Origin of the sequence: Tumidithrix elongata BACA0141 (genome assembly GCF_036349135.1) — a bacterium.
Classification (GTDB): domain Bacteria; phylum Cyanobacteriota; class Cyanobacteriia; order Pseudanabaenales; family Pseudanabaenaceae; genus Tumidithrix; species Tumidithrix elongata.
This window is the reverse complement of the sequence record NZ_JAZBJZ010000138.1, coordinates 1-12,967: the sequence shown is the minus strand read 5'-3', so window position 1 is coordinate 12,967 and position 12,967 is coordinate 1. Positions and strand designations below refer to the sequence as shown.

Annotated in this window: 11 protein-coding genes and 2 pseudogenes; 4 read left to right on the top strand and 9 right to left on the bottom strand. The window is 45.7% G+C overall.

What is annotated here, in order from left to right:
* Nucleotides 1–224: 224 nt before the first annotated feature.
* Together V2H45_RS22540 and V2H45_RS22535 are read right to left on the bottom strand one after the other, a co-directional pair.
* Nucleotides 225–551, bottom strand: coding sequence for a hypothetical protein (locus V2H45_RS22540; protein WP_330485940.1), 327 nt, complete (start codon nucleotides 549–551; stop codon nucleotides 225–227).
* Between the two features lie 386 nt (nucleotides 552–937).
* Nucleotides 938–1,804, bottom strand: a pseudogene (locus V2H45_RS22535) (Uma2 family endonuclease); the annotation flags it as partial.
* 124 nt (nucleotides 1,805–1,928) lie between these two features.
* Here V2H45_RS22535 and V2H45_RS22530 point away from each other — a divergent pair.
* Both V2H45_RS22530 and V2H45_RS22525 read left to right on the top strand, forming a co-directional pair.
* Nucleotides 1,929–2,360, top strand: coding sequence for an RHS repeat domain-containing protein (locus V2H45_RS22530; protein ID WP_330485938.1), 432 nt, complete (start codon nucleotides 1,929–1,931; stop codon nucleotides 2,358–2,360).
* Nucleotides 2,311–2,664, top strand: a complete 354-nt coding sequence (locus tag V2H45_RS22525) for a hypothetical protein (RefSeq protein WP_330485937.1) — start codon at nucleotides 2,311–2,313, stop codon at nucleotides 2,662–2,664. The genes V2H45_RS22530 and V2H45_RS22525 overlap by 50 nt, the downstream gene beginning before the upstream one ends.
* 68 nt (nucleotides 2,665–2,732) lie before the next feature.
* Here the strand turns inward: V2H45_RS22525 and cobS are convergent, their stop codons facing one another.
* From cobS to cheB, 4 genes are all read right to left on the bottom strand, one after another.
* A complete protein-coding gene (gene cobS / locus V2H45_RS22520; RefSeq protein WP_330485936.1) occupies nucleotides 2,733–3,515 on the bottom strand; it encodes an adenosylcobinamide-GDP ribazoletransferase in 783 nt (260 codons plus the stop codon).
* 34 nt (nucleotides 3,516–3,549) lie between these two features.
* Entirely contained in the window at nucleotides 3,550–4,176 is a 627-nt protein-coding gene (locus V2H45_RS22515) for an alpha/beta hydrolase (RefSeq protein ID WP_330485935.1), read from the bottom strand.
* Nucleotides 4,177–4,252: 76 nt separating this feature from the next.
* Nucleotides 4,253–5,803: a CheR family methyltransferase gene (locus tag V2H45_RS22510; protein WP_330485934.1), complete on the bottom strand. Its 1,551-nt coding sequence runs from the start codon at nucleotides 5,801–5,803 to the stop codon at nucleotides 4,253–4,255.
* Between the two features lie 14 nt (nucleotides 5,804–5,817).
* Nucleotides 5,818–6,990: a chemotaxis-specific protein-glutamate methyltransferase CheB gene (cheB, locus tag V2H45_RS22505; RefSeq protein WP_330485933.1), complete on the bottom strand. Its 1,173-nt coding sequence runs from the start codon at nucleotides 6,988–6,990 to the stop codon at nucleotides 5,818–5,820.
* Between the two features lie 673 nt (nucleotides 6,991–7,663).
* On the opposite strand from cheB, the gene V2H45_RS22500 reads away from it, so the two are divergent.
* Nucleotides 7,664–9,553 (top strand): iron uptake porin, encoded by a 1,890-nt coding sequence (locus tag V2H45_RS22500; protein WP_330485932.1) that lies wholly within the window; start codon nucleotides 7,664–7,666, stop codon nucleotides 9,551–9,553.
* Between the two features lie 40 nt (nucleotides 9,554–9,593).
* On the top strand, nucleotides 9,594–9,728 hold the full coding sequence (locus tag V2H45_RS22495) for a hypothetical protein (protein ID WP_330485931.1): 135 nt from the start codon (nucleotides 9,594–9,596) through the stop codon (nucleotides 9,726–9,728).
* Here V2H45_RS22495 and V2H45_RS22490 read toward each other — a convergent pair.
* The 3 genes and pseudogenes from V2H45_RS22490 to V2H45_RS22480 all read right to left on the bottom strand — a co-directional run.
* Nucleotides 9,708–10,121, bottom strand: coding sequence for a response regulator (locus tag V2H45_RS22490; RefSeq protein ID WP_330485930.1), 414 nt, complete (start codon nucleotides 10,119–10,121; stop codon nucleotides 9,708–9,710). The genes V2H45_RS22495 and V2H45_RS22490 overlap by 21 nt on opposite strands.
* A gap of 2 nt (nucleotides 10,122–10,123) precedes the next feature.
* Nucleotides 10,124–12,520 (bottom strand): hybrid sensor histidine kinase/response regulator, encoded by a 2,397-nt coding sequence (locus tag V2H45_RS22485; RefSeq protein ID WP_330485929.1) that lies wholly within the window; start codon nucleotides 12,518–12,520, stop codon nucleotides 10,124–10,126.
* 51 nt (nucleotides 12,521–12,571) lie between these two features.
* Nucleotides 12,572–12,967, bottom strand: a pseudogene (locus V2H45_RS22480) (hypothetical protein); the annotation flags it as partial.

Genomic DNA, 12,967 nt, shown 5'->3' with positions numbered 1-12,967 from the left:
GTATTCTTTGCTTCATCAGACCCCGTTGCATTTCATCCTTGAATTGGCCAAGTAACATTGTTAATCCTACAGACTTTTTTGAATCTGCAATCGTTACTAACTCCATTGCATTGAATTAATTCTTATCAGCATCTTGTGCTGGATCGTCAAGAAAGCTAGATTTTTTGATACTACTGCTTAAGTCGATTAAATCATTATTGCCCGCCCAATCGCGAACGTTTCCGCTAGCTCCAAATGGTTGCTTGCCGTCGGGTGGCGAGCCAATTTTGTCTACCATTGCTAGCAAAGACTGCACCATCCCAAGCACGGATTTGGGATCCATGAACATCACCTTGGCTTTGTCCGATCGCCTTACCCATGTCAATATAGTTTTGCGCTAACAGAAACTGCATGGATTCTTGTCCGTGGGGGTACTTCGCGATCGCTTCTGCTTGTTGTTTTTCTAGATTGGCTTGCTCGGCGATTCCTTGCAGGATGCGTCCCGCCGCCTCAGCCTCACGCCTAGCCTGCTGCTTATACGACCTTTCCAATTCAGATTGAGAACGCTCCAACTCTGCCTGACAGAGATCGTGTTCCGCCTCAGAATGCGATCAGTTTTTTAGGTATATTTTAGGTTTTAAGCGATCGGCTATAGAATTTCATCTGTGTTAATTCCCAGCGCTTTGAGCATTTCGGCAAGCCGTTGGGCTTTTTGTTCAGCTAGTTGTTGTGCTATTTCTGCTTGCTGTTTCTCTAGGTTAGCCCGATCGGCGATCGCTTCTGCTTGTTGTTTTTCTAGATTGGCTTGCTCAGCGATCGCCTCTGCCTGTTCTTTAGCCAGACGTTCTTGAAGCTTTTCATTACGTTCATGCTCAGCGATCGCTTCAGCTTCTTGTTTTTCTAGATTAGCCCGATCAGCGATCGCCTCTGCTTGCTCTTTAGCAATTCTTTCCTGAATTTTTTCATTACGCTCTTGCTCAGCAATTAAATTTGCTTGATCGGCGATCGCCTCAGCCTGCTTTTGGGCAGCCTCAGCTTCTTGCCTAGCCTTTTGTTCAAGCGATCGCTCCACCTCAGCTTGTAACCTAGCCTGCATCTCAACAACAGCTCGTTCATCCCCAGTCAGAAGCAAATTCCCATCCCCATCCCAAAACCGCAACCAAGGGGTAGGAGGATCCTTCTGGTCATACTGAATACCAAGCTCAATCCCCATGATTGGAATGGAAAAATGACCTCGCTTGTTAGGTTTTATCAGTTGATACCGCCCATTCACTAAATGGTAAACCTCAACCGCAGCAATACTCTCCTCATAAATCGCATAATAAGGAATCTTGACCGCTTGCTCATAAACCCAAAACTTTCCAGCCTTCTTTTTTTCTCCAGTTTTCGGGTCAATCTCATTGGGATCTTCGGGTGGTGGCGAATCATCTCGCTCCTCAGAACCATTCCCAGAGACAAATTCTATCGCCAGCAAAGGCGGAACCAACTCTTTCCACATTACATAAGAACGACGATATTTCCCCTTCAGAAGTGGAGGTACATTCGGTACATAAAACCAATCAGGTGCTTCTGCACCCTTTTCAGGCGGTTTGGTCACTTTCCAATAAATGCCACTATCCTGACCAATACAATAACGTCCATCAGGATGAAGTTTCTCTAAAATTGGCGTGATCGAACTAGTCAGAACCAAACTTTGTGGGTGTTCTTGAAAATTCTTCACAAAGGTTCCATCTGATTCTGGCAGTTGCGTATGATCTAGGTCGATTTTAGGCGTGTAACTATGAGTCGAAGTCGCTTTCTTGACGAATTTTTTAATGGTATCCATACTGACTCTGTAAGACACGTCAATCAAAATTTTAACACAAGATCAATGGTCTACTCGATCGCAAACTGCTCAAAGGTGAAAATCCTCCAAACCGATTTACGAATACGACCTCACAACTGGATTAATGCGATTTACCAACAATCAATTTAACGGCTCCAGTTCCACCACTACGGGTAAATTTATCCATGTCAATACGATCGATCCTTTGGGACAGCGAACCCAGTATGGCTACGATCTCAAGAATCGCAGAAATACGGTAACAGATGCTTTGGGTAAGGTAACGACTACGACCTTCGATGCCTTTGGGAATGTGCTTTCGATTACTGACCCTGCGAATAATAAGACGAGTTATGAATATTCAGTAAAGCAACTTGGAAAGAAAATCGCAACTAACGGAACTATACCTTCCATTAGTTACGACGGTCGCTACGTGGCGCTTGGCATAGACACTAGCCTTGACATTAAGGATACAAATAACCTTTCTGATGTATTTCGTAACTGGAGAATTGATAAGGGTAAGTACCACTCAAAATGGAGATGCCCCGAACGGATATAGTTTTAACACCAGCATTAGCGGTGATGGACGCTATGTTGCCTTCCATTCCACCAGCACAAATAATGCATCGGATTTCTGGTTCGACCTCAGAACCTATGGCTTAGACGAGAGTTATGATATCTACTATTTATCTACAGGAGATGAGTTGGCAATTGTCAAGCTATCTGAACGTAATTTCTTTGATTTCGTACGTGAATATTGTTTAGGAACAAAGCTATATGACCCAGTTGCAATGCCAGAAAATATGGTAATCCAAAGCGAGCAGCATGAATTCTTTGTCACCGATGAGACAGGAGCTAGATAAGCAAGTAAGATAACAATCAAGTCCGATCGCATAGGCAATAGAAGCGATCGCACGGATAAATCTGCTAATTAGACAAATTGAGTCAAAGCGATCGCGCAGAGACTCAAAGTTTCTGCCCATTCCACCGTCGCGCCGTAGGTGTCGCCCGTATGTCCGCCCAGTTGACGATTGAACCACGCGCCTACCAGCCATGCGAAGCCAAAACAGATCGGAGTAAGCTTGAGAATAAAAGAGAAAAGCATCGGTTTCATACCAAAGCCAAACACGAAGATTCCTCCTAGACCAAAGCTACCCAAAGTTAGTAGAATTCCTAATAGCCACACCTGCCAAGCTTGAATGCTATCTCGATGGAACTTCCCTTTACCCTCAGGCTTGAGATAGGGATAAGCTGCGATCGCTCTCAATTGTCCCCAACGTCCCCATGCGGATATGGAGATGAGAATCCAAAGACGATAATCGCTAAGCTCTGCGATCGCCAAAACCTTTAAAAGAAGAATGGCAATTGCTGCGATCGCGCCATAAGCCCCCGTCGTACTATCTACCATCACCGCAAGGCGGCGCGACCGATCGGTAACGGCTAATCCATCGGCTGTATCCATTGCGCCATCGAGGTGTAGCCCACCAGTGAGGAGTACACCCGCAAAGGTGACGAGTCCCGCCCTCAAGAGAGAATGCGTTCCCACCAGCCAACCTAAGCCCCAGTCAATCGCACCGAGTAACAGACCAATCAGAATCCCTACAATTGGCGCATAGACTGCAATTCCACGAAAATCCAAGTTCCCGCTTGGACGTAAAGGGATACAGCTATAAAAGATTAAGGCTGCTTGAAAAGTCTGCCATTGTTTGAACATTTACCTTCAAGAATTCTCTTTTAAACCTTCTCTTTTAAACATTTGCTTTCAAGCCCAGTACGAATTCGCGGATGCGTTCTAGAACCTGCGGTCTAATTTCATGCCCCATGTCGTATTCCTGATAATCAACTTGTGCGTCTAACATCAATAGCCGATCGCGGGTAGACCTAGCCGCCGTAATCGGGACAACATAATCCTGTACTCCGTGGGCAATCATCACTGGGGGAAGATCGCTGGCGCTGAGCTCTCCATGTAGATAGCCACTCAAGCATACCAACCCAGCTAAAGGGAACCGAGAACCAATGTCTAAGGTCATCGCACCACCTTGCGAAAAACCCATGAGAACTGTGTTGGCGAGGGGAATGCCCATGCGATCGGGAAGAGCCTCTAAGAATTCTGTCAATAGGGTTTGACTTTCTGATAGACCTGCTTTGACCTCGAAGTCCTGTAGGTCGTACCACATCTTGCCATCGGGCACATTTGGATGGTCGAAGGGAGCTTCGGGAAAGATAAACTGATAGTTCTCTAATCGTAACATCGGCGCTAACGAGACCAAGTCATCGGCATTAGCACCCCAACCATGTAGGGCAACCAATAAGCGATCAGGCTGCTTAGATGAAGAGGCTTGGAAAGAACGGAACTTTAGCGGTAGTGAGGTCATTACAAACTTGACGATAAGAATATTAAATACTGATGAATTATACCGACAAAATCCTACATATTGCCTGTATGGAGTTTTACAAGTTACGCTTGACTTGCTGCAATAATTCAGAAACCTTTGCTTTATCTCGATATTGAATCGTAGAATCTGGAGGTAGGGCTTCTAGGAGTTCGGTTGCAACAGCAAACATTTTCTTGGCTCTGCGGTCATCACCTTCTTTTTTGTAAATGGAACCAAGATCTAGATAAGCCGCGATCGCAGTTTCATCGATATAGATCGTCCGCTTTAGATATTCTTTAGCCTGACTGAGGTTACCTTGCTCTTCGGCAATATGGGCTAGTAAGTGGTAAATATCCATCGACATAGAATTCAGCGCGATCGCCTGTTTGCAATAGGCGATCGCTGGTTCGTACTGTCCCAGATTGGCATAAGTTTGAGCCATGAGATAGGTTGCTTCAAAATTATCTGGCTGCTGTTTTAAGATTGTCTCGACCCGTTGCAGCACAAGTGGATATTCCCCTCGTTCAAACAGCATTTTCGCATTATGAAGTTCTAAAGATGAAACCAAGCGATCGGGTGGTTTAACCACAGGCTTTACCTTTATCGTTGATGAATCATTGACTAAAGGCGTCTGAGATGGCGTAACGAGGGGTTGGGAGGCTATCGTTCTTTCTGTGGTGGTACGTGATTGCGTTATGGCAGGACTTTTTGAGATGGCTTGCCCAAGCTTCATATCTTCCGATCGCAGATAAACGATAGATTCCTCATAAACCTTAGGAACGAAACCCTGGAGATTTAGATCTTGCAATTCTGTGTGTCCGACGATCAGACATCCATAAGAGCTAAGGGTTTTATAGAATTTGCCTAAAATTGTCTCCACATCTGCGGCATTGAAATAAATGAATACATTTCGACAGAGAATGATATCCATATTGTAGATATTGGAGCTTAGATTAGGATAGTCATCAGTCAGCAAATTGCCAGCTCGAAACGTCACCATCCGACGCATTTGCTCGTTTAATTGCCAGCTTTTATCTTGCTTCTTATCTTGATAAGTAAAATATTGCCGCTTCACCTCCGGGTTCACCATGCGAAAAGACCACTCGCTATAGTTCGCTGCTTTCGCTTTCTCAATCGATTCTGTATTAATATCTGTGCCTAAAATCAGGAGATTCCAGTTCAAATAGTTGGGAATCAGTTCTTTAACCATGGTGGCAAGAGAATAGGCCTCTTCGCCCGTGGAACAACCTGCACTCCAGATTCTTAGAGAGGGCTTAGTTTTTACGATCGCCTGGGCTTGGAGTTTTTGGTCAATAATCTCTGGCAGAATGGTTTCTTTAATCAGATTAATTTGACCGCGATCGCGAAAAAAGTAGGTTTCTCCTGTCGTTAACAACAACGTCAAGTCTTCCCATTCCTGCCTCATTAGGCGATCGGCTTCACCGCTACTTCCCTGTGTGGATGGAATCGCCAAAAGTTGGTAGTAGACCTCTGGAGTCGTAAGTTTCTGTGCGGTCATCCGCAGAGCAATTTTTTTGACCAACTCCCCGCGATCCTTTTCCTGAACCTGTATGCCTGTATGCCTAGCAATAAGCTGCACAAAATCTTGAAGAAGGGTTGGATTCATTGCGAGTCGCTCCTTTAACGCAATTTGTCGGTTTTAGGACTTTTCGGGCGCTCTAATTGCGCTTGAGTCAGCAAAAATGGGGCAATATCTGGCAGGGGCAATACATAATGCGCCGCACCCAAGGCGATCGCTTCTTTCGGCATCCCAAAAATCACGCTGCTCTGCTCATCTTGGGCGATCGTCAAACCACCCGTATCGAAAATCGCTTTCAGTCCTTCAGCCCCATCGTTACCCATACCCGTCAGCAGCACGCCCATACAGGTTTTGCCATAAAATCGAGCGATCGATTTGAATAACATCGTAATCGATGGACAATATTCCCTCGCTTGAGCACCTAGCGAATAGATAAATTGACCGTGCGAGTCGAGTTCTAGATGCTGCGTTTCTGGTGCGAAGTAAATAATTCCCGCTTGAGGAAATTCGCCGACTTGGGCAATTTTAACCTTTAGCAGACACTTGCTGTCTAACAAATTGACCAATCCCTCTAAAAATCCCTCGCTAATGTGTTGGGCACAAATCACGGGTATCGGAAAATTCGCTGGCAAACGGTAAAGAATTTTTTCAAAAGCACCTGGACCTCCTGTAGACGCGCCGATCGCGAGTACCTTGAACTGAGTCATGAGCCGATCGCTTGGATTTGCGATCGCGCCTACACTTACAGTCAGGTTTGTAGCTGTGGGATGCTTAGTGGCAGGGATATTCAGACTAGCAGAAGCTTTTGGCATTGGATCCCTAATTGGCTCCCTGATTGGATCTCTGAGTGGTTTCATGAAGACTCTTACCCCAGCCAAGACCTTGATTTTATGAATTAATGCAGCCTTGACCTTCTCATAGTCAGATGGCAAACCCGTTGTAGGCTTAGGGAAAACATCAACCGCCCCAGCCTGTAGCGCCCGAGCAATCATCTCTGTATCTTTACCCTGCACGGCATTGCTGATGACCAAAATTGGGCGTGGATATTTCGCCATTACCTGCCGAGTCAGTTCTAATCCATCCATTCTCTCCATAAACAGATCGGTGCAAATTACATCGGGCTTCGTGCTGGGAATTAGATCCAATGCCTGTTGACCATTCAGGGCAATGCCGACCACCTTAACATCCGCAGAGCCACTGAGGATACGCTGGAGAATTTCCAACGTAACCAGAGAGTTTTCGGCCAGAAGAACGTTAATAGGCACCAGAGGCATTCAGTTTTGATTTGATTGCAACTGTTTTTAGTTTAAGCTGATGCACTGCAACTCAAGAAACTAATTTCCTTGCTTTCGTCTTCTCTCTTTTTGGTTTACCTTTAGCGAAGCGATCGCAGGAATCGAATTATAGATTTTTCTATACGTAAATCATAAGAAATATATTGAGGAAAATTTACAATTTCTATACATTCTTATGTATCTTTAATTTATGCACTGTTTCAATTTTGCCAAAATGACAAAACCTATTTAGAGCTAGTTTAAGGATTGAAAATAATTTATCTTTTTCCTTTTAGACGTAATTTCTAATATTTAAAATTAGTTAAAAACAACAGAAAGAAAGCTAGAGACTTTTATTTTCCATTCAGTCATTGAATGGGGTTTCTATAGCAATCCTATTTGATCTATGAGAGGTTTTTTCTTCTGTGTAGACCAGTAGGGGTAATGCTCCTACGCACAAATTATTTAGGATTGCGATATATATTTATAGCGCTTCTAAATGGCATAGGGGAGATTCTTTGTTTTGCATAGAATCATGGCAATTTATGAATTGCCCCACATTCAAATTAAATAGGATTGCTATAGCTTTAGAAACATTCCTAATCAAAGTTTCTACTCTTTGAGTTGCAACAAAATACTGCAAACATTTGCACTTGTCGTGTGAGGATTTTTTATGAGCGATCGCCAATTTTCTAACAAAATAAGCTTCACCAAGATAGGATTGCTTTGTCTATCTGTCGGTTTTATGACACCTGGAATTCTATATGCTGCCGAAACAAAGCCCGTGCGATCGCAGCCTATGCAGGTGGAAGCAAAAAATACTGCCATAGATCCTGCTCCTGCTGTATCTACTCCCATTGCTCCCACTACTGAGTCTCAACTATCCGCTGATGTACCTAATCTATACTCGCAGTTTAAAGCGAACGATTTGCCCACTGCGGAGCTTAACGCACAAGTAACCTCAGTATCCCAGCTATCGGATGTTAGACCCACAGATTGGGCATTCACAGCTTTACAGTCTCTAGTAGAACGCTACGGCTGTATTGCAGGTTATCCCGATCGCACCTATCGCGGTCAAAGAGCGATGTCTCGCTATGAGTTTGCCGCTGGTTTGAATGCTTGCTTGGACAAAATCAATGAAATTATCTCTGCTGGGTTGGCAGATAAAGTCAGTAAGGAAGACCTTGCCGCAGTTCAAAAGCTTCAAGAAGAATTTGCTGCTGAACTCGCTACCCTTAGAGGTCGTGTAGATGCGCTTGAAGCCAAAACTGCCAAGTTGGAAGCTCAACAGTTCTCAACAACTACCAAGCTTTCTGGCGAGGTCATTATGGCTGTGGCTGGAGCTAGCGGAGCTAACCCAATCGGTGGAAGAAATCCCAACGTCGTGTTTAACAGTCGCGTCAGATTAAATCTCACGACCAGTTTTTCAGGTAAAGACCTTCTCATTACGGGTCTACAGGCATATAACATTGGTGGAGGAGCGAATAGCCTTCAGGGTTCCTTGGGATATGCCGATCCAATTGGACTGAGTTCGAGTAATGTTCGGTTAGGCTTTGAGCCACAGTTCATTGGAATCAACCCTCAAACGCTGGCTCCAGTTGCGTCAAACTCTGTCAACCTATACAAACTTTTATATATTTTCCCCGTGGCTGATAAAGTCACGCTATTCGCAGGAACCAATGCTGAAGTCTCTGATGCTTTTCCTGCGATTAGTCCCTTTGCCAGCGAGGGACAGGGATCGATCTCGCGATTTGGACAGGGTTATAATGCTGCCTATCGCGTCTCTGGTGGAACCTCTGGCACTGGACTAGCAGCAGCCGTTGGTTTTATCTGGAACCCAAGCGACCAAGTAGATTTTAGAGCTTTATATGGAAGCATTAACGCCTCTTTAGCCAGCAATGTTCCCCTTAACAATGGTCTAAGCAATACAGGAACTGCCACTCCCGTAGGAGCAGGGTTCTTTGGTGGCAGTACGATCGCAGCCGCACAGCTCACCCTTAAGCCTTCCCCAAACCTTGATATCGGTCTAAACTATGCCAATAGCTATCACCAAATTAATATCCTCGGCACGGGCTTGAGTTCTTCCGATATTGGCTCGGTTTTGTTTAACCCAACTGCAGCAGAGATTGGAAGCGGTAGTGCCTTGGGAACGATCGCCGCTCAGCCCATTAAAATGAATTCCATTGGGGCAACTGCAACTTGGCGGATTACCCCTAAGGTCGCCTTTAATGTGTCAGGTTCTTGGCTCTTTGCCGATCTAGCCAATATTAGTGCCTCTACAACTTTTACGAGTTGGATGACTGGCTTCCACTTTAAAGACGTCTTTAATGAGGGTAACTCAGCAGGGATCATTTTCGGGCAGCCACTGTATCGAAATTCCGTTGGAGGTCGTGCCACAAGACCTGAAACTGCTACGCCTTATCATTTAGAAGGCTATTTCAACTTCAAGGTTAGTAAAAATATCAGTATTACACCTGGTATCTTCTTTGTGTTTAATCCCGAAGGATTTAGCAGCAATCCCACGGCAACGGTTGGTGTAGTCAGAACCACCTTTACGTTTTAGCGATCGCCATTTCACCATCAAAATTTTCCTTACGAGGTCAATGCCAGTCATCTCTATCCATGAGGTGCTGGCATTTTTTTACAGCGATCGCCCCTCCCAGAGTGAAATTTCTAGTAAGGGGCGATCGCCAAATTCCTTAACGCTCGAACTCTATTTACATGCGTTTAGCTGCTAAAACCCTAATTTTGGTAACCAAAGCCCCCTTCATGGTTTCGTAGTCTGTGGGCGAACCCGTGGTGGGTTTCGGGAAAAAGTCTAAAGCACCGAGCTGCATCAGTCGATAGATATTGTCAATGTCGTTGTTTTGTACAGCATTACTAATCACTAAAATCGGGCGTGGAAACTGAGACATCACCTTTTGGGTAAAGTCAAAACCATCCATTCCGGGCATTTGCAAGTCAGTACAAATCACATCGGGGTTAGCACCAGGAATCTTTGCCAATGCTTCCGCCCCATCATAGGCAATCCCGACAACTTGCACTTCAGGCGCAGAATCTAGGAGCTTTTTGAGAATTTGCAATGCCACTTGAGAATCTTCGACTAAAAAAACTTTAATAGGATCAGCCATGATTAAATTAATCTCCTTAAGGTATCTAATAGAACGCGTTGATCGAAATCGCCCTTGGTGAGGTAGGCATTTGCACCAGCTTGAGCGCCAAGACGCTTGTCCTCTTCCGAGGCTAGTGTGGTAATGAGAACCACGGGCAACTCGTCATATTCTTGGAATTGACGAATTCTGGCAGCCAAACCTAAGCCATCTAGGTTTGGCATTTGCACATCTGAAACCACGGCATCAAAGCTTCCCGTCCGCAGTTTGTCAAAGCCATCCTGTCCGTCAACGGCAGCGGTGACATCATAGCCGTATCCCTCTAGAATGCGCTTAAGTTGCGTGCGAATCGGAATGGAATCATCGCAAAGTAAAATCCTGTGTTTCGCCTGAGCCTGTTGCAGCACCTCCTCTACGCTGACGGATGAGGTTCCCTTTTTCGCTGATTTAAATAAATCTTGAGGATTGAGTACCATGCAAACTTCACCGTTACCTCGAATGGTTGCCCCTGCAATATTGCGCACCCGTTTCAGTAACTTGCTCTGCGGCTTCATCACAATTTCCTGTTGCTCTAGCAACCCATCCACCAGCACACCTAAGCGCTCAGTTCCAATCTGCATCATGATGCAGGGAAGGTTGAGTCCACTGTTGAGTCCTGCGGTAGAGGCGGGAGCGCTGACTGACAAGCCCAAGAGGTCAGCTAACCAAACAACGGAAACAGGCTCACCCTCAAAGGTAATCGTCTGACTACCCTCGATCGCAAAGATCTCTTGGGGGGAAACCAGCATCATCGTCTGCACGTACTCTAGAGGGAGCGCATAGATCGTCTGGTTCACTTCTACGATTAAGACGTAGGTGGTGGCAAGATTGGTTTTTAAGGTCAGGCGAAACAGGCAACCTTTGCCCGGTGTGGACTCAAGCTGTAAATTTCCCTTGAGCCGCTCGACATTGGCACGTACCACATCTAAACCCACACCTCGACCTGAGATCTCGCTCACGTTTGTCCGCGTTGAGAACCCAGGGTTAAAGATCAACGACTGAATCTGAGCCGTATTCATCGCTGCGAGTTCGGCTTCGCTGTGCAATTTTTGCCGCAGAGCCGTATGCTTAATCGCTTCGAGATCTAAGCCGCGTCCATCATCCTGAACTTCAAAACAGACAGCGTTGGAGGTTTGGTAGGCTCGCAATCGAAGTTTGGCGGTTGGCGATTTCCCTTGGGCTTGACGTTCCTTGGGTGACTCGATACCGTGATCGATCGCATTGCGTACCAAGTGAGATAAGGGTGCTTTGATCGCTTCCAAAATCTGTTTGTCGGCAGGTGTATCGCCTCCTTCCACGATCAGTTCTACTTCCTTGCCTAATTCCCTAGAAAGATCTCGTACCGATCGGGGCAATAAATTAAAAATTGTGGAGATCGGCATCTGGCGCAGTTTGCGAATGCCAGATTCCAAGTCTTTACTAACGATTTCTAGACGGGCGACATCATCGCTGGCAGTATTTTTTAGCTGGTTAACGAGGTTTCCCAGTTGCTCTAGTTGCCGATCGACGAGGTGATAAAAATCACGGATAGGCTTTAGCTCTTCCGAGCCTTGCATGCGCCGTTCCAATTCGTCAAAAGCCAGACGACTGGCAAAAGCTTCGCGATCCCATTCTTGCCAAAGGTTTTGGATGGTTTGAATGTCGTTGGTGCGATCGCTAAATCGCCCCTGCGTCACCAAGAGTTCGCTAGCCTGTGTAAGCAATCGATCTAAACGGGAGGACTCTACCCGCAGCGTATCGATCTGGTAATCGTTGATTGCCGCTTGAGATTCTGAGTTTAGCGTTGCCATAGACTCAGCTAAAAGCTCAGCCACAGGATCGGTTGCTGGAGAGGTTAAAACTTCAGCAGAGGGCGAGGATGCGTTTTCCTGCTTGAGGAAATCAGCAAACATGGTATGGAGTGCTTCGTCATCCATAGCCTGTGCTAAAACCTCCGACGAAACCTTGGCAGAAGCTTCTAACGAATTCGTTGACTCCATCGTGGGAGCCGTTTCTTCGTCCATGTCTGCGCCCATCAATTGTGCCAAGACAGAGAAAACCTGAACGTTAGCAGGCTGACCCGTTACGGCTTCATGGGCAATTTTACTGACGGCATCTACACCTTTATAGAGGCGATCGCAGAGATCGCTCGTTAGATGCGTCTCTCCTTTTTTTACAGATGCGAAGATTTCTTCGATCTGATGAATCAGCGTCTCGGCTTCGCTGACACCTAGCATACGGGAGTCACCCTTGAGCGAGTGCGCCTCCCGCAGCATTTCTTCTAAGCGGTTGGTGTCCTGAGGATGTTTCTCTAGGTGCAGGATGCCAGCTTCAATTTTTTGGATATGTTCGCTGCTAGCGACCTTATAGAGAACGCGCAGCTCTTCATCTTCTATGATCATGGTAATTAGAACCTTCGCTGGAGAGTGAGAGATAGCAGAAAAGAGACTTGACTAAATCAGTGCCATCAAATTGGTTGCTACCGTCTTTAACTCGTCAGTACTCGACTTCACCTGTGTCATACCTTGGGCTGTTTCCTTGGAACCCAAGTTAATCGCATTCATTGCCGAGATTACCTGTTGCACGGCGACCGCTTGTTGTTTCGCACTCAAAGCAATTTGTTGGTTGTTCAAGAACACACTATTTACCGATTCAGATACGGAGTTAAATGCATTCGCAGTACCCTGTGCTAGTTGCAAGCTGGCGTCAGCGGTTTTGGTTCCTTCGTCTGTGACCATAACAGTGCTGTTCATAGCAGCTTGAACGTCCGAAACCAGTTGGTTAATGCGTTGTGCCTTAGTACAGGACAAAACCTTGCAATAAAGACAGAAGAGGGGTTTCATAGGAAA